Below are 16,039 nucleotides of genomic sequence, written 5' to 3' on the forward strand. Positions count from 1 at the left end.
TGGACCGGCGCCGGTCCAGGGCCTCGGAGACGGTGTGCACGCCGAAGAAGGCGCAGACGACCGTCCGGGCGGCGCGCTCGGGGTCGATATGCGGGGCGAGATCGCCCTCGGCGTGCGCCCGCTCCAGCATCTCGGTCACCGCGTCGATCCAGCCGACGAACGGTGGCGGGAGCGGCGCCGCGATCAGGGTGCGCTCCGTCCACAGCCGCGCCCCCGCCCGTACGACGATGTCGTCGCGGAAGGCACGGGCCACCGCGAAGCTCAGCCGCACCAGCCGCTCCAGGGCCGGGGTGTCGGTGGCGGTGTACTGCTCGATCAGCGGTGGCCAGGTGGCGAAGTGTCCCTCGACGACGGCGAGCGCGAGTTTCTCCTTGCTCGCGTAGTGGAAGTAGATGGCGCCGCTGGTGTGGCCGGACCGGGCGGCGATATCGCTGATGCTGGTGCCGGCGTAGCCCCGTTCGTCGAAGAGGGAAGCCGCCGCTTCCAGGAGGGTTCGGCGTGTCTGCTCGGCCCGCTCTTGCACGTGGTGTCCGTCCTCGTTCCGTCGCGTGCGGTGCGTTGTCGGGGTGAACTTAGCGGACTTGTCGCATGTCATGGAGGTGAAGACCCACAGGTCCATCATTACTAGTATTTTATGGCGATCATTGGTGAGGCGTGTGGCGTCCCGGAGCCGTGGGAGCTCGTGGCGCGGCGGCTGAGCTGGTCCCGCACCGTGGCGCGCGAGGCGGTGCACCGCGCCTCGGTGGCCGAAGTGCTGCTCACCGACGTCCGCGCACTGGGTGGCGGCCGGTTCGTGGCCGCGGTGCAGTGGCCACGCTCCCATCCCACGTTCCCGCATGGCCCGGACGGCCGCCACCACCCCCTGATGGTCGCCGAAACCCTGCGCCAGCTGGGCATCTATCTGCCCTCCCGCCACTTCGCCACCCCCGCAGGGGCGCGCTTCGTGATCCGGGACCTGTCCTTCACGCTCGACCCGGCCGCCGAGCCGCGGGCCGAACACGGGGCCACGGATGTGGTCTGCCGCGCCGCGGTGACCGATGTGCGCACCGGGCCCTGCGGCCGGTTCGTCACCGGACTGCGGCTCGACATCGGGATTCTCGTGGGCGGGACGCCCTTCGCGTGGGCTGGTGGCACCGCGCGCTTCCTGGACCCACAGGCGTATGAGACGGCCCGTCGCGCGGCGTCGGAGGCGGCCGCGCGGCCGCGGGCCGGTGTTCTCGCCCGCCCGTCGCCGCGGTCAGTGGCGGTGCCGGCGGCGCGCGACGTTCTGGTGGTGCGTGAGGCGGGCATTCTGCGCCTGGATCCGGCGGACCTCCGCCACCCCTTCTTCTTCGACCACTGGAGCGACCATGTGCCGGGCCTGGTGCTGCTGGAGGCCGCCCGCCAGGCCGCGGCGTTGGCGACGGAGGGTGTTCACACCCGCCCCGTCGGCTGCCGGCTCCGCGCCCTGCGGTTCACCGAATTCGCCCCGCCCGCCCGGGTGGAGTGCGTCCCGCACGGCAGGACCTGTGTCTTCCGGCTGAGGCAGGCGGGGGAGTGCACCGTGGTCGGCGTACTTCAGTACCCCTGAGCGACGAACGGGACGCCGTCGAGCGAAAAGCCGTCGAGCGAAACGCCGTCGAGCATAGGCGCGACGAACAAAACGCCGACACATAGTAATTTCTTGCTTACTGCGGGTCATCAAACTACCGTAGTGATCGTTATCTTTCGGGCAGGCGACTCTCCGCCTGTACGGCTTCCCGCGTCGCGCACGCGAGCAGGCGCTCGCGCATCGGACGGCAGCGGTTGGCGCATCCGCGCCTGAACCGCCAGGAACCCCACTGCGCTGCTCTTCCGCAGGTACAGGCACCCCCTGCGCCGATCGTCCACCCCCATGGAACGGCAGGCAGATGACAGCCAACACGCTTCTCGCTTGGACCCCCGCCGCCATCGTCTTCGACTGCGACGGCACCCTCATGGACTCCGAACGCCACTGGGAAAAGGCGCGCGAAGTGGTGCTCGGCCACCACGGCAGCGCCCCGGACCCAGAGTTCGCGCAGGCCACCAAGGGTCTCCACTACACCGAGTGCGGCCGCATGCTGGCCGAGTACGCGGGCGCCCCCGCGCTCGCCGAGCAGATGACCGAGCAACTCCTCGCGAGTTTCCGCCAGCTGGTGGCCGACGACCCGGTCACCATGCCGGGCGCCACCGAACTCGTCCGCAAGGCCGCCGCGTTCGCCCCGCTGGCCGTCGCCAGCAACTGCCCGCGCGATGTGGTCGAGGCCGGGCTGTCCCGCGCGGGGCTGCTGCGGTACTTCGGCCATGTGCTGGTCCCGGAGGGGGAGGTGCGCCCCAAGCCGTATCCGGACGTCTATCTGGAGGCCGCCCGGCGGTGCGGTGCGGCCCCCGGCGACGCGCTGGCGGTCGAGGACTCCCACTGCGGCTTCGTGTCCGCGTCCCGGGCCGGGCTCAGGGTCCTCGCGGTGGGCCCGCGCAGGCCCCTGCACAACGCCGCTGACGCCGCATACGCCGGTGAGATCCCACCGGTGGATCTGTGGGTTGCCAGCCTCGCGGATCCCGACCTGGTCAAGTGGGCGGACACCCGGAGACCCTGACTGTGCGTCAGTGGTGTTGCGCGTGCTTGGCCTGGCCCTTCCCGGGCTCCATGTCCATGCCGTCGTGCTCCGTGCCCTTGTCCTCTGTGCCCCCGTGTTCCATGCCCCCGTGGAACGTACCGGTCTCGATGGTGCCGCCGAGCTTGACGCGCAGCGGCTTCAGGGAGCCCTCCGACGGGGCCGTCACCGACCAGCGGTAGCCCACCAGATAGGTGCCGCCGTAGTCCTTGGACTCCGACAGCCAGGCGCGCTTGCCCTTGTCGGTGGCGAAGGTGACCACGGTGTACTGGGACTTACCGGCCTTGCACGCCGCCTGGCGCAGCTCCTCGGCGTCGGTGACGACGTTCGCCTTGCAGCCGATGGCATCGGCGATCTTCGTCAGCGATGCGGGTCCGCCGGAGTCCGCGCCTGACTTCGCACCGGACTTCTCGGCAGCCGGGGAGGCCTTCTTCTGCGCGTGGCCCGCGTGGCTCTGCCCCTCGCTCCCGGCGCAGCCGCTCACCAGCAGCGCCGCGCAGAGCGCGGTGGCACGCAGTACGTGTGACACGTCAACCTCCCGGTGGTGGTCCGGCGGGGCGGCCCGGTGCGCTCATGGCCTCGGGCCCCCCGCTCGGTGGACCGCTTGCTTCGTACGGACCGCTTGTCTGTGTATCACTCCGAGGCGGCCACGCCGGCCTTCTTGGCCTTGTCGGTGACCGCGAACCACAGCCCCTGCTTGCCCTGTCCGTTGGTGTCGCCGGGCTTGGTGTCCCCGGTGAACGTGTACAGCAGCCAGCAGTCGAAAGCCAGCTGCTTGGAGCCGTCGGGCCGGGTGAACGTGGTGAGCTTCTTGGGGTCGACCCCGGCGACCTTGCTGGTGTCGACCGGCTTGACGGGCTTCCAGGTCTCCAGGCAGGCGTTCAGGCAGCCGGTCTTCATCGGCCAGGCGCTGTCCTTGTCGAACCGGTAGACGGTCATGCCCTGGCCGTCCACGACGATCTTACCGAGCTTGGCGTTGCTGGTGACCGAGAGCTGGAGGCTGTCGTCCTGGGCGGCCTTCTTCCCGGCCGGCTTGCCGTCGGGCGCCAGCGCGTTCCAGGTGCCGCCCACACCATGGCCCTTGGTGTCCCCGGCCTTGGTGTCCCCGGCGAAGCGGTACACCGGCCAGCCGCCCAGCGTGAGTTGCTTGGTGCCGTCGGCGCGGGTGACCGAGCCGAGCTCCTTCTCGGCGATCCCGGTGGAGACGGTGGCGTCGCTCGCGGGCACCGGCGGCCACTTGGTGGCGCAGGCGTCGTTGCAGTTGGACTTGGGGGAGGCGCCGGAGGTGTCCTCGTCGAACCGGTACAGGGTCCAGCCCTTGCTGTCGGTGACGATCGAGCCGAGCTTGGGCACGTCCCGTACGGACAGCTGCTTGGCCGGGCCGGTCAGCGCGTCCTTGCCGGAGGTGGCGTCGCCGCTGTCGCCCCCCGCCTCGTTCCCGGTGCCGGCGCTGGAGCCATAGCCGGACGCGCCCGACGTGGCGCCGACGCCCACGGTCTGGGTGCCGCCGATGGGCTGGACGTTGGCGCTGCCCGTGGACTGCTTCTCACTGGCGCCACACGCCGCGGTCATCAGGACCATCGCGACGGAGGCCCCGGCGAACGCGATCTGCCGCTTCTTCATGCCCACTCCTTCAAGCTTGCGGTCCGGCGGCTGTTTTGCGCCGACGTCACTTGCATACGGAGGGGGTCTCGGCGGGCGTTCATGGCCTTCGGAATTTGTCATCAGACGCAAAAAGTCGGCGTTCGTTGAGCCCAAACGAATCGACGGCCGTTCCATGACGGCCGTCGAGATGAGGAAGATGAGGGAGGGGAGCGAGGGTGGGAGATGGGAGCCGGGCTATGCCTCCATGCGCAGCGCGAGTGCGGGGCAGCGCCGTACCGCGCGGACGGCCTGCCCGCGCAGCTGGCGCGGCACACCGTACTTGGCCCGGTTCGGGTAGCCGTCCATGCCGAGCTCGATCACCTCGGGGAGGATGTCCGCGCACAGCCCATGGCCCTGGCACAGCGTCCAGTCCACGAGAAGCTGCTCCGACTCGTCCCGCTCGTCCCGTCGGGCGGAGGGGCCCGGGGGCAGGGCCAGCGGCCCGGAGGGGGCGCCGTCGGTCAGTGGCAGCACCCCGAGCGTGGGACGGCCGCATCCGGGGCCCAGCGCATGTTCCCGGAACTCGTCCGGAAACGCGTCCAGCGCGGTGGTCACAAAGCCGGCCGTGCCGTCGGGGTGGCTGCAGGCGCCACGGCGCTTCACCGACTCGATGTACGCGCTCACGGTGTCCAACGCCGCCTGGCCACCGCCCCGTTCGACCTGGCCGATGGCGTCCGCGAGTGCGGGCAACCCGATGAAGCAGGGCCCGCACTGGTTGGCGGTCTCGCCCGCCAGCCAGCGTGCCACCCGGGCGGTCTCGCCGACCGGGCAGGTGTTCTCCGGGATCGGCAGCACCGCTCCGGCCCCGAGCCGCGCGTTGTACTTCTCCATGGACTCCCGGGAGATGTTCACCGACGCCAGGCTGTCGGGCAGCAGCCACTTGCCGTGGTAGCCGCCCACCAGGACCCCCTGGCCCGGGGTGAGGCCGCACAGCTCCAGGACGTAGCTGAGCGGCACCCCGAACGGGGTCTCCATGACAAACTTCCCGCCCACCGTCAGCAGGGTGGTGCCGGGCTCGGTGGGCAGCCCCACCGAGCGGAACGGCAGGGCGCCCATCCGGGCGGCCACGGCGAGCTGGGCGAATGTCTCGGTGTTGGACAGCAGGGTCGGCAGCCCGGCCAGGCCGCTGTCGCTGGTGCGGATCTTGCGGCCGTTGGGGATGGCCGGGGCGCCGCTGATGCCGTTGATGACGGCGCCGCCCTCACCGGCCACGAAGCGGTCGTCCGTCACGCTCACCTGCACCCGCGGCCCGCTCGGACCGCGCTCGGCGATGGCGGCGCTCAGCGACTCCTCGACATCCGGCCGGTGGACCGCGATGGCCACATCGTCGGCGCCCATCGCGGTGGCGGCCAGCACGGCCCCGTCGATGACCAGATGCGGGGTGTGCAGCAGCAGCGCGGTGTCCTTGAGGCAACTGGGCTCGCCCTCACTGCCGTTGACGACCACCGCGCAGCGGCCGTCCCGGCGGCCGGCCGACTCGATGACGGCCGTCACCTTCTTGGCGAAGGGAAAACCCGCGCCGCCTCGGCCGCGCAGGTCGATGTTCTCCGCGAGGGCCACCAGTTCGTCCGCGCGCAGCGCGGGCATCGAGCCATGGACGGTCAGGTGTCCGACGCGGTCGAGCCGGTATGTCTCGTCAAGACCGGCCAGCAGCCGGGGCGGATCGATACAGGCCAGTCTGGGTTTGGTCGAGATCACGCGCCCCACCCGCGCGAGGCGCCGAGGGGTTCGCCGTCACGGGAGGAGGCCCCGCCGGCCGTCGGGGGCCTGCCCGGCCCGCCGCCCCGGGTGCTGGGGACCACGGGGATCTGACCGGTGATGATGGCGTCGCGCTCGCTGCGCTCGGCCCGGCGGCTGGCGAGCCGGATCCACAGGGTGATGGCCACGGCGGCCAGCGCCATGACATATCCGGCGGTCGCCCAGTCCTTCGCGGCACGGCCGCTCTTGAGACCGTGGATCAGCGCGGCGCACCACGCGGGGTACGCGGCCACATGCAGCGCCCGCCACCAGCGGTACCGCCAGCGGGACTTGCCGGCGGAGGCGAAGGAGCTGCGTACCGCTCCCGTCACCGCCGCCGTGATGAACAGGTATCCGGCCAAGGTGCCAAGTCCGATCAGCACAGGTTTATTTGCGTCAGCGAACGGTACCACGATGGCCGCAGCGCTCGTGTGACTCTCTGCCACCTTCACCCACACATGGAGAGCGAGAAACAGCAGGCCGGCCACCGCGGCGCCACGGTGGACACCTTGGGCGAGCAGCCGGTGCTTCGAGTGGAGGATCAACCGGTCGGTGGCCGCCAGGCCCCACAGCACGGCGCTGCTCAGCGAGACCAGTGCGAGGACACCGGCCCCGAAGTCCAGGAAGGCCCAAGTTTTCGTGAACGCACCGGCGTTGCCTGCCACGATGAGTGAGAGTATGACCGCCGCAACAGCGGCGTACAGCGCGGTGTGGCGCGGCCAGCCGATGCCGGCCCGGACCGGGCGGGCGCGGCGGTCGGCCCGTCGTCCGCCGGGTCCTCCGGGTCCTTGTGGCATGGTTGATCCGCCGTGGCGAGCCCTGCGGCGCGGCCCCGGAATCGGGGGAGTCGGCGGCTGGGGCATGGGCATCGAAAGCCTCCCGATCGCGCCTGATCGCGCGAGTGACGAGTACGTCAAGTCGTCTTTGGGTACGGCAGCATCTCCGAACTACACGTGATCTCCATAAGATTTGTCGTAACGTGACAACTTCTTGTGGACGACCACTGCCCACACCGTCTTGGGCTGCTCCACTGTCATTTCGATGGCAAAGACCCGGCAAAGCGCCGGGACCGGTAGGGGAGGGGCTCCTCCAAGATTCATCGGAGGACCCTCGACTCCCTTTTCCGGAGTGGACGACCGGCGACGGAGGCAACCTCCACGGGCCTGACCGACCCCCCAACGGCCAGGCCTCCCCCCGGCAAGAACGAGGTAATGATGGGCGAACTCGCGAACCGCATCTGGTCCCCCCGTCCCACCCGTGGCGAGCGGACCCGCGTCCTGCGCAATGAACTCCCGTCCCTGGCCGAAGAGGTGGTTGAGACCCTTCGGCGCAGAATTCCGGGATTCGCCAACCTCTTGGAGGACACTGAGCGTGACAAGGTGCGATGGACGGTCGAACAGGCTCTCCTGACCGCACTCGGCTACCGGACCCCAGGTGAAGAGGGTGCCGACCATGTGGCGGCCGAAGGCGCCCGGGGCCGTGGCCCCCTGACCGAGGTACCGCCCGAGCGGGCCAGGCGCGATCTCTTCGACGCCCTGGTCGGCGAGGTACCCGTATCCGAGCGTGGCCTGGCCGAGCTGTCCCGGGCCGCCCGCTGGCCACTGCCTGAAACGATCCAGGCCATCGCCCTGCCCACCCCGGGCGAAGCGCCGCAGCTGGCCGCGGTGTTCGGCGACACCCTGATCGGCGCCGTCGGCGACGAGCTGTGCCTGCTGATCCCTGACCCGGACACAGGCACCGACACCGGCACCGGCACCGACACCGGCACCGGCACGGCCACCGGCCCCGGCCCCGGCCCGGACACTCCCCTGACCGAGGGAGCGACCGCCGAGCCGGACCCCGACCGGGACCCCGGCACCGAGTCCGGCTCCGCGCGTGGCGCGCTGGAGGCCGCGCTGCGGGGCCGTACCGCCTCCGTCGGCCACGTCGTTCCGCTGAACGACGCGGCCTCCTCGGTGCGGTGGGCCCGCCGGCTGCTGACCATGACCCATGCGCGCAGCGGCCCGGAGGCCCGGATACTCTTCGTGGACGACCACCTCTCCACGCTGCTGCTGCTCCAGGACGAGTCGCTGGTACGGGCCTTGGCCTCCCGCTGGCTCAAGCCGCTGGCCGGGCTGACCCCCCGGCAGAGCGAGCGGCTGCAGATGACCCTGCTCGCCTGGCTCGAGGGCGGTGGCGCGCCCGAGGCGGCCAAGGCGCTCAAGGTGCATCCGCAGACCGTGCGTTACCGGCTGCGGCAGATCGAGAAGCTCTTCGGGCCGGGCCTGCGGGACCCGCGGATACGCTTCGAGCTGGAGATGGCGCTGCGCGGCCGCCGGCTGATGGCACAGATGGACCGGATCCGGCGCCACTACTCCCGGGCGGTCACCCGCAGGGGGCGCGGAGCGCCGACCGGCCTGCGGCCCGTGGGCGGCATCGCGAGGGAGGCGCGCGTCAACGGACTGTGAGCCAGGGGCCGCATGAGCCCCCACATGGAACTGCCGGCCGCGATCCGCGGCCGGCAGTTCCATGTGTGCGCTCTTCGGGCCGGGCCGCTCAGCCCCGGCACCCCGAGGCATCCGAGGCCCCCGCGGACTCCGTAGTCGGTGTGGAATCCGTGGCCCGGGTGGCGTCGGGCATGGCCGCGTTGAGGGCCAGCAACTCGGTGTACGCGTGCGCGCAGAAGCGACACTCGGCCAGATGGCGCGCGAGGGCACGGCCGCGTACGGCGCCACGCCGCACCGAAGCGCCGATCATGGAGCCGAAGTGGCGGCAGCGGTCGTCTTCCGCCGCCGCGGATCGCACATGAGCGCGCAGATACGCCTCGCGCAGCCCCTCGCGGGCCCGGAAGGCCAGCGAGGTGAGACCGCTGGGGGACAGGCCCATCAGCGCGGCCACGCGCTGCGGGGAGGCGTCCTCCACCAGCGTGTGCCACAGCACGGTCCGCCATCGCGCCGGGAGGGCCTGGAAACTGCGGATCAGCAGCGTGCGGTCCTCATCCGCCAGCAGGCGCTGCTGGGGGTCCGCCTCGGTCGACCGCTGCTGCCACGACTCGAAGTCCGCGGTGAGCAGCACCTGACGCTCACCGGCGCTCCACTCGATCGCGGTGTGGCGGATGACGGTCAGCAGATACGGGCGCCAGGGGCCACGCGGACCCCCGCCCGACCGGACGGCCTGGAACGTACGGATGAACGCCTCGGACACAAGGTCTTCGGCGTCGTGGAGGGCCCGGCAACAGGTGCGGGCGTAGGCGAGGGCCGCCTCGCGGTGGCGGCGGTAGAGGATTTCCCCGGCCGTCGGGTTCGCGGTACCCAGGCGGTACGCCTCCTGGAGCCGCCGGGTGAGTTCCTGGTCCGAGGGCGTCGGCTCGCGGCCCCGGGGATTCGGCCCCGTACGCGTGGGTGATCGCGTGGGCGGCTGCTCGGACAATGGCTCGGGCTCGGACCCGTCGCGTAAGTGCTCGGGATCGGGTTCGCCCGGATGGTCCGCATGGTTCGGCTGGTCCGGGCGGTCCGGGTGTCCGGCCGCCGGATCGCCGGCGGCCGTGGCAGCCTCGTGCCGCGCAGTCTCGTGCTGCGCCGGAACGCGGCGTGCGCCGACCGAAGACCGGTCGGCGCACGCCTGGGGTTGGTGGGGCGTCAACCGCACTTCTGCCCGCTGTTGATGCACTGCACGGCCTGGTTCATCAACTGGTCCGACATCACGTTGATGAAGTCGTCGTGGTCGGTGATCGGCTTGTGCAACTGCTCGGGGAAGCCGTCGACCGCGTAGGTCTGGCCCGCCGGGACCTCATAGGTGATCTTGTTCACCAGCTGGGGGATCGCCTGGAAGCCGTTGGCGCAGGAGCCGTCCTCCTGGGCGAAGGCGACGTGGTCACGGTGGTTGGCGCTGTCGATGTTCTTGCCGTCCCAGCAGCTCTGGAAGGCGAAGCTGCGCACCACATCGCTGCCCTGCGGGCAGATCGGGTACTTGTCGGTCAGCTGGCGGTCCTCGAAGCCGGTGCAGCTCCAGTGGGCGTTGGCGTTGGCGGTGCCGTTGGTGAACGCCTTGGCGTCACCGGTGATGATCCGCAGGAAGCGGGGCATCGCGGTGACCTTGCCGACCGGGCTGCCCTTGAACTCGATCGTGGAGCTCTTGGGGGTGAGGATCTTGCCGACGTTCCCCTCGAGGCCACCGCCGAGCTGGTTGGCGTCCTTCTCCTGGGTGCCGTCCTGGACCCGGACCACCGGCCAGTAGTACGTGGACTGGTCGCCGTTGGTGCAGGTGGTCTCGCCCGCGGCCAGGCTGTCGTTGGTGGAGTTGGCGTTCGTGGTCTTGTTGCCCACGTAGTCGTGGGTGTGGTGGGCGCCGTTGCCCACACCGGGCGCCACGATCACGTTGTCGGTGTTGCGGATGCCCTGCTCGTTGACACCGCACTCCGAGACGAAGCTGCCGGTCGACGCGCCGCCCTGGTTGTCCGGCTCCTTGACGTTGGGCTGCACCTTCGTGATGTCGACGAAGTCGTCGGGAGAGGGGCCGTTGCCCTGCTGCCCGCCGTTGCCGCCCTGGTTGTTTCCGCCCTGCTGGCCGCCACCTTGCTGGTTGCCGCCCTGCTGGCCACCGCCCTGGTTGTTGTTCCCGCCCTGCTGGCCGCCTTGCTGGCCGCCACCCTGCTGCTGGTTTCCGCCCTGCTGGCCGCCTTGCTGGCCGCCGCCCTGCTGCTGGTTGCCGCCCCGACCGCCCCGGCCCTTCCCGGCGAAGTTGGTCTGCTGCATCTTGCAAGCGCTCATCTGCTCAAGACCCGCGGGGCGTTGGGCGCTGCGGCCGATGGCGGTCCCGATGCGGTCCAAGGTGGCCGTGCGCTGCTGCTGGAGGGTGGTGAGCACGGAGTCCGTGCCCGCCTCCTTGTTCGCCATGCGCTGGTAGGCCTTGGCCACCTGGGAGTCGAGCTCGGCCAGGTTCCTGTCGACCTCGGTGCGGGACTGGCGCGGCACGGCGTTGAGCTTCTGGCCCACGTCGGGGCAGCTGATCGTGCCCGCCGTCGCCGACAGCGTCCGCTCCTCGCCGGAGCTCTTGTCGCCGCTCGCGGACGCGTTCGCCGCGATGATGGCCGCACCGCCACCGCCGAGCGCCAGCGCGGCGACGATGGCCACGGTCTTGTTCGTGAAACGCCCGCGTTTATGGGTCTGTTGCCTCATGAGATCACTTCACTTTGTGTTGAGGGCCTCGAAGTCGACAAGCCCGGTGTCCTCAAGGACCGTGATGTGGTCGAGAACGACTGCGTTGGCCCTTGTCGCGAGGGACCTGACCATGGAGTTCTCGCTCTGCGCCCGCACCTGGGCAACCAGGCCGAAGACCTTCCCGTGCGCGGCGCGCAGGCGGTTGGCGAACACACGCTGGAACTCTGCCGGTGAGGCGGCGTTGGTCATTTCGTTGAGCCAGCCCTGCTGCTGCTCATTGGGCTGGGTGGGCAGGTCGATTCCGAGAGCCTGGCCCACCTCGTTCGATCGGCGGTCCAGCTCGGTGTGGCCTTCGATGAGGTGTTCCCCCGCGGTCTTCACGGCGTCGGTGTTGCCACGCTCCTGCGCCATGCGTCCCGAGGGGAGCTCCCACAGGCCGGCGAGCTTGACCTTGCGGACGAAGTCCCTGTCGACCGCGGTGAGCGGTCCGTATTGCGTACTGATGGTTCCTTTGCCGTCGTCGGTGACCCCGCTCGGGAGCGCCGCGGCGCTGCTTTCGCCGAACAGGCTCACGGGGATGAGCAGTGCCGCGAGCGTCATGGCGAGCGCACCGATGATGAGCCCGGTCCCGATCGTGCGGCTGGAAGCAATGGATCTGCTGATGACTGATCGCACAGCGCCCTCCTTGGTTCGGAGTGACACCGGACGCTAGTGCCTGGTGTGGGCCGGGAGTGGAGAGCTCATCACCAATGAATAAAGACCTGACAGCGATCGCTGCTTGCTGGTAACCTGCCGAACTATTTTGTGTCCCGCCCCCTGAGCTGGTGCTTTACGTCCGCTTTGCCCAGTCGGGGGGCGGGAGTTGCCCGCTCAGCGGGCTGACAACGAGCTCAGCCCTTGGCGAGGGCCTTGAGCCGGGTCAGGCTGCCGTTGAACTTGTTGTGGTCGCCCACCACCGGCCCGGAGGACGTGTACTGCCAGATGGTGTGGGTCTTCCAGCCGGCCGGCAGCGCCCCCGGCGTCGACGCGTAGCGCGCGAGCCACAGCGGGTTCTTCGCGCCGAACGCGCCGCTGTTGCCGGTGCAGGACTTCCACCAGCTGGTGGTCGTGTAGATCACCGGGTCGCGCCCGGTGCGCTTCTTGACCCGGGCGCTGAAGTCCTTGATCCAGGTGACCATCTGGGCCTTGGTCTTGCCGTAGCAGGACGCGCCGTACGGGTTGTACTCGATGTCCAGCACGGGCGGCAGGGTCTTGCCGTCGGCGGACCAGCGGCCGCCGTTGTTCACGAAGTAGTCCGCCTGCGCGGTGCCGCTGGACTTGTTCGGCAGGGCGAAGTGGTACGCGCCGCGGATCATGCCCTTGTTGGCGGAGCCGTTGTACTGCGAGGCGAACTTGGGGTTCTTGTACGTCGTGCTCTCGGTGGCCTTGACGTAGGCGAACCGGACGTTCTTGTTCCAGAGCGACGTCCAGTTGACCGTCCCCTGGTGGTTGCTGACGTCGACCCCCTCCACCGTGGCGGCCACCGTGGCCTTGGGGACCGCCTCGGGGTCGCCGCCCTCGTGCTCGGCGATGGTCGAGCCCATCCAGTCCCGCTCCGGATGCGCGGGGGCCTGCGCCTGCGCCGTGTCGGCCTCGTACGCCTCGGTGGTCGAGGCCATGGCGGGCACTGACGAGGCCAGGCTGGCGGCGACCGCGAGGGCCAACCCGCCCATGGCGTAGGGCGAGCGCAGAGCGGGGCGTTTCCGGTGGGCACCCTTGCCGGTCTGTGCGGACATGTCTGCTCCTCCGAACTCGGTGTCACGTGGGGGGAAGTGCGGTGCGGCGAAGATACGCGCGTAGATCACGAGGGCGGAAGGGGTTCGCGAATGAATTCGCGGATTCGCTGAACGCCTCGCCCGTCGCGTCCGTACCGATGGACGTGAAGCCCGAGCATGCACCGCGAAGGTGTTCCCCGGAAGACGCCACCCGTCCGGCCCCCGGCCGCGCCCGTGTCGGTGCCGGTGCGGTGGTGCCGGCCGTCGCGGCCGTGGCGCTGCTGTCGGCCGGGTGCGGTTCGGACGCCGAGAACGACAAGGCGTCGATCGGGGAGCGCGGGAAGGCCAGACCGAGCGCGAGTGCCCCGGCCGCCCGGCCGGCCAGTGTCGAGAAGCTGGGCCGGACCATGGGCTGCAAGCCGGAGATCACCACGGACGTCGACGACTACCGTCAGGGGGTCTGCCATATGGGCAAGAAGAAGAACTATGTCTTCCTCAGCTTTGTGACCGCCAAGGGGCAGCAGGACTGGCTGGGCTACGCGCAGATGTACGGCGGGAGTTTTCTGGTCGGCAACCGCTGGGTCGTCTCGGCGGATTCCATGGGCTCCCTGAAGGCCGCCCGGGACAAGCTCGGCGGCGCCATCGAGAAGTCCACCGCGTACAAGTCCTCCCCGTCCGCCTCGAACCCGCCCCCCTCGGGCTGAGGTGACGGCCGGTCTCATGCCCTCTCTCCGCCCCTTCTCTGTCCCCTTTATATGGGGCCCGATACAACCAGCCCTATATAGGGGACAGAGAGAGGGCTGAAGGAGGGCGAGGGGCGTCCCTCTCGTGCGTCCGCGTCACACCTTGACAGCCCCGCCGGATACTGGGTTACTTGATCGCGTCGCGCGGTTAAACCGAATGTTCGGTCGGTCCATGAGGTGGTGCCAGACATGGCGGTGTCGACGCATACGACGGGCGGCGGGCGCCGACTGGGATCACCACCGCCTGCCGAACTCCTCGACGCCGCCGAACGGATGGGGCCAGAAGAGCTGCGCGAGACCCAGCTCGCCCGGCTGCGGGCCACCCTCAGACGGGTCTACGACCATGTCGAACCGTACCGTGCGAAGTTCCGCGCGGCCGGTGTCGGGCCCGAGGACTGCCGCACACTGGCGGACCTGGCCCGCTTCCCCCTCACCACGAAGGCCGATCTGCGCGACACCTACCCCTTCGGCCTGCTCGCGGTGGACCGCTCACAGCTGCGCCGCGTCCACGCCTCCAGCGGCACCACCGGCCGCCCCACCGTCGTCGGCTACACCGCGAACGACCTGTCCATGTGGGCCGAGGTGGTCGCCCGCTCGCTGCGTGCGGCCGGCGGGCGCCCCGGCCAGATGGTGCATGTCTCCTACGGCTATGGCCTGTTCACCGGCGGCCTCGGCGCCCACTACGGCGCCGAGCGGCTGGGCTGCGCCGTCGTCCCCGCCTCCGGCGGTATGACCGCCCGCCAGGTGCGGATCATCGAGGACTTCAGACCCGAGGTCATCATGGTCACCCCCTCCTACATGCTCACCCTCCTCGACGAGTTCGAGCGCCAGGGCATCGACCCGCGCACCACCTCCCTCAAGGTCGGCGTCTTCGGCGCCGAGCCGTGGACCGAGGAGATGCGCCGGGAGATCGAGGAGCGAGCGGACCTCCACGCCGTGGACATCTACGGGCTGTCCGAGGTGATCGGCCCCGGGGTGGCCCAGGAGTGCGTGGAGACCAAGGACGGGCTGCATATGTGGGAGGACCACTTCTACCCCGAGATCGTGGACCCGCTCACCGACCAGCCGGTGGCCGACGGCGAGGAGGGCGAGCTGGTGCTGACCACCCTGACCAAGGAGGCCATGCCCGTCATCCGCTACCGCACCCGCGATCTGACCCGGCTGCTGCCCGGCACGGCCCGGCCCGCGTTCCGCCGTATCCAGAAGATCACCGGCCGCTGCGACGACATGATCATCGTACGCGGGGTGAACCTCTTCCCCAGCCAGGTCGAGGAGATCGTGCTGCGCACCCCAGGCGTTGCCCCGCACTTCCAGCTGGTGCTGACCCGGCGCGGCCGGATGGACCAGCTGACCGTCGAGGCCGAGGCGCGCCCCGGCGCCACGCCCGAGGCGCGCGCGGCCGCCGAGCGGGCCATCGCCCAGGCGGTCAAGGAGGGGGCGGGCCTGACCGTCGAGGTGGCGGTGGTGGAGCCGGAGTCGCTGGAGCGTTCGGTCGGGAAGCTCCGCCGGGTCAAGGACCTGCGCTGAGGGTCCTCGGTTATGAGGGTGTGATGGCCCATCAGATCAGCGCAGATCGCCGCGGAGCGGTACGGCGAAGGGGTCGGCGGAGCGCGAGCGGGTCACATACTGCGGTACCGGGGCGGCGTCGGTGCCGGTGTCCCGCACCAGCCCGTAGCGGATCGCCGCGTCCCCGGGCGGCTGCGACACGTCCTGGAGGATCTTCGCCCGATCCACGGCGGAGACCGTGAGGTTGTAGTCGGCCCAGTCCTCGTTGAGATGGAGGGTCACGCTGCCGTCGAGGTAGTAGTACTCGTTCTGCCACATCTGCTGGGCGCCGACCGGCAGGGTGTCGAACCCCGTGGCGGCGCTGCCCATCCAGGTGTGCGGCCGGTCCGTGGCCCCCGGCATCTGGTCGTCCATACGGCGGCCCCCGCCGGAGGCCACATGGAACAGCCGCCCGCTCAGCCCGGTCCAGCTGGGCATCCTCAGTTGGCCGGACCGCTCGGCGGGCACCAGCTGCCAGCGGACCAGGACATACCCCTGCCCGGTCAGCGTCACATACTGGGCGTTGTTGACCATCACATATCTGCCGGGGCCCGGCTGTTCATAGCTGCCCGAGCCGGTGATCGCACGCCCCTCCGGCCGCTCCGGCAGCGGACCGGGGCGGGCGGAGACCGCCGGGGCCGCGTCGGCCCTGTCGACCACCGTGCCGTACAGCGAGCGCGGAACGGCCGAGGCGGAGGCCGACCGGGAGGACTTGGGCCTGCGCGACGGCGGCCGGGAGACCGCCTCGCCCACCTCCCCGGTCGGCGCCGCCGCCGACGCCTCGGGTACGACGGGTGCGGTGGACGCCGCGGCGGACGGCGGCCGCCCCGGGTCCGGGGCGGCCGCCGTCCGCCGCGGCGTCCACC

General features: G+C 70.5%; 14 protein-coding genes and 1 pseudogene. 5 read left to right on the forward strand and 10 right to left on the reverse strand.

The window, feature by feature from the left end; all coding sequences use genetic code 11:
• Positions 1-523 (reverse strand): ScbR family autoregulator-binding transcription factor (locus CCN51_RS02195; RefSeq protein WP_245881564.1); only part of this gene is annotated, 523 nt, incomplete at its 3' end.
• A 111-nt stretch (positions 524-634) separates the two neighbouring features.
• Between CCN51_RS02195 and CCN51_RS02200 the strand changes: the two genes are divergently transcribed.
• Positions 635-1,570, forward strand: a complete 936-nt coding sequence (locus CCN51_RS02200; protein ID WP_014181494.1) for a ScbA/BarX family gamma-butyrolactone biosynthesis protein — start codon at positions 635-637, stop codon at positions 1,568-1,570.
• Between the two features lie 319 nt (positions 1,571-1,889).
• Complete coding sequence (locus CCN51_RS02205; RefSeq protein ID WP_014181495.1) at positions 1,890-2,594, forward strand: HAD family hydrolase; 705 nt, start codon at positions 1,890-1,892, stop codon at positions 2,592-2,594.
• Positions 2,595-2,601: 7 nt separating this feature from the next.
• Here the strand turns inward: CCN51_RS02205 and CCN51_RS02210 are convergent, their stop codons facing one another.
• The 4 genes from CCN51_RS02210 to CCN51_RS02225 form a co-directional block, all read right to left on the reverse strand.
• A complete protein-coding gene (locus CCN51_RS02210; protein ID WP_014181496.1) occupies positions 2,602-3,141 on the reverse strand; it encodes a hypothetical protein in 540 nt (179 codons plus the stop codon).
• A 104-nt stretch (positions 3,142-3,245) separates the two neighbouring features.
• The gene (locus CCN51_RS02215) at positions 3,246-4,235 is read right to left on the reverse strand and encodes an SCO0930 family lipoprotein (RefSeq protein WP_014181497.1); all 990 of its coding nucleotides are present in this window, start codon (positions 4,233-4,235) and stop codon (positions 3,246-3,248) included.
• Between the two features lie 216 nt (positions 4,236-4,451).
• Positions 4,452-5,963 (reverse strand): NADH-ubiquinone oxidoreductase-F iron-sulfur binding region domain-containing protein, encoded by a 1,512-nt coding sequence (locus tag CCN51_RS02220; protein WP_014181498.1) that lies wholly within the window; start codon positions 5,961-5,963, stop codon positions 4,452-4,454.
• Entirely contained in the window at positions 5,951-6,790 is an 840-nt protein-coding gene (locus tag CCN51_RS02225; protein WP_014181499.1) for a ferric reductase-like transmembrane domain-containing protein, read from the reverse strand. The genes CCN51_RS02220 and CCN51_RS02225 overlap by 13 nt, the downstream gene beginning before the upstream one ends.
• Before the next feature lie 414 nt (positions 6,791-7,204).
• Between CCN51_RS02225 and CCN51_RS02230 the strand changes: the two genes are divergently transcribed.
• Positions 7,205-8,440 carry a PucR family transcriptional regulator gene (locus CCN51_RS02230; protein ID WP_014181500.1) on the forward strand — a complete coding sequence of 412 codons (1,236 nt, stop codon included), beginning with the start codon at positions 7,205-7,207 and terminating at the stop codon, positions 8,438-8,440.
• A gap of 88 nt (positions 8,441-8,528) precedes the next feature.
• On the opposite strand, the gene CCN51_RS02235 is transcribed toward CCN51_RS02230, so the two are convergent.
• From CCN51_RS02235 to CCN51_RS02250, 4 genes are all read right to left on the reverse strand, one after another.
• Positions 8,529-9,401 carry an RNA polymerase sigma factor gene (locus tag CCN51_RS02235; protein ID WP_238545519.1) on the reverse strand — a complete coding sequence of 291 codons (873 nt, stop codon included), beginning with the start codon at positions 9,399-9,401 and terminating at the stop codon, positions 8,529-8,531.
• Between the two features lie 209 nt (positions 9,402-9,610).
• Positions 9,611-11,149, reverse strand: coding sequence for a DUF1996 domain-containing protein (locus CCN51_RS02240; protein ID WP_014181502.1), 1,539 nt, complete (start codon positions 11,147-11,149; stop codon positions 9,611-9,613).
• 9 nt (positions 11,150-11,158) lie between these two features.
• Entirely contained in the window at positions 11,159-11,806 is a 648-nt protein-coding gene (locus CCN51_RS02245) for a DUF4142 domain-containing protein (protein ID WP_014181503.1), read from the reverse strand.
• Positions 11,807-12,021: 215 nt separating this feature from the next.
• The gene (locus CCN51_RS02250) at positions 12,022-12,906 is read right to left on the reverse strand and encodes a lysozyme (protein WP_014181504.1); all 885 of its coding nucleotides are present in this window, start codon (positions 12,904-12,906) and stop codon (positions 12,022-12,024) included.
• A gap of 233 nt (positions 12,907-13,139) precedes the next feature.
• On the opposite strand from CCN51_RS02250, the gene CCN51_RS02255 reads away from it, so the two are divergent.
• Positions 13,140-13,589: a hypothetical protein gene (locus CCN51_RS02255; RefSeq protein WP_143675706.1), complete on the forward strand. Its 450-nt coding sequence runs from the start codon at positions 13,140-13,142 to the stop codon at positions 13,587-13,589.
• 228 nt (positions 13,590-13,817) lie between these two features.
• A complete protein-coding gene (gene paaK / locus CCN51_RS02260; protein ID WP_014181506.1) occupies positions 13,818-15,155 on the forward strand; it encodes a phenylacetate--CoA ligase PaaK in 1,338 nt (445 codons plus the stop codon).
• A 36-nt stretch (positions 15,156-15,191) separates the two neighbouring features.
• Here the strand turns inward: paaK and CCN51_RS02265 are convergent.
• Positions 15,192-16,039, reverse strand: a pseudogene (locus CCN51_RS02265) (sigma-70 family RNA polymerase sigma factor); the annotation flags it as partial.

Origin of the sequence: Streptomyces milbemycinicus, assembly GCF_002154605.1 — a bacterium.
Taxonomy (GTDB): Bacteria; Actinomycetota; Actinomycetes; order Streptomycetales; family Streptomycetaceae; genus Streptomyces; species Streptomyces milbemycinicus.

Excerpts from the sequence above, each read along its gene's own strand:
- CCN51_RS02230 (WP_014181500.1), top strand. The coding sequence starts at position 7,205 with ATGATGGGCGAACTCGCGAACCGCATCTGGTCCCCCCGTCCCACCCGT.
- CCN51_RS02200 (WP_014181494.1), top strand. The coding sequence starts at position 635 with ATGGCGATCATTGGTGAGGCGTGTGGCGTCCCGGAGCCGTGGGAGCTC.
- CCN51_RS02225 (WP_014181499.1), bottom strand. The coding sequence starts at position 6,790 with ATGCCACAAGGACCCGGAGGACCCGGCGGACGACGGGCCGACCGCCGC.
- CCN51_RS02250 (WP_014181504.1), bottom strand. The coding sequence starts at position 12,906 with ATGTCCGCACAGACCGGCAAGGGTGCCCACCGGAAACGCCCCGCTCTG.
- CCN51_RS02205 (WP_014181495.1), top strand. The coding sequence starts at position 1,890 with ATGACAGCCAACACGCTTCTCGCTTGGACCCCCGCCGCCATCGTCTTC.
- paaK (WP_014181506.1), top strand. The coding sequence starts at position 13,818 with ATGGCGGTGTCGACGCATACGACGGGCGGCGGGCGCCGACTGGGATCA.
- CCN51_RS02215 (WP_014181497.1), bottom strand. The coding sequence starts at position 4,235 with ATGAAGAAGCGGCAGATCGCGTTCGCCGGGGCCTCCGTCGCGATGGTC.
- CCN51_RS02240 (WP_014181502.1), bottom strand. The coding sequence starts at position 11,149 with ATGAGGCAACAGACCCATAAACGCGGGCGTTTCACGAACAAGACCGTG.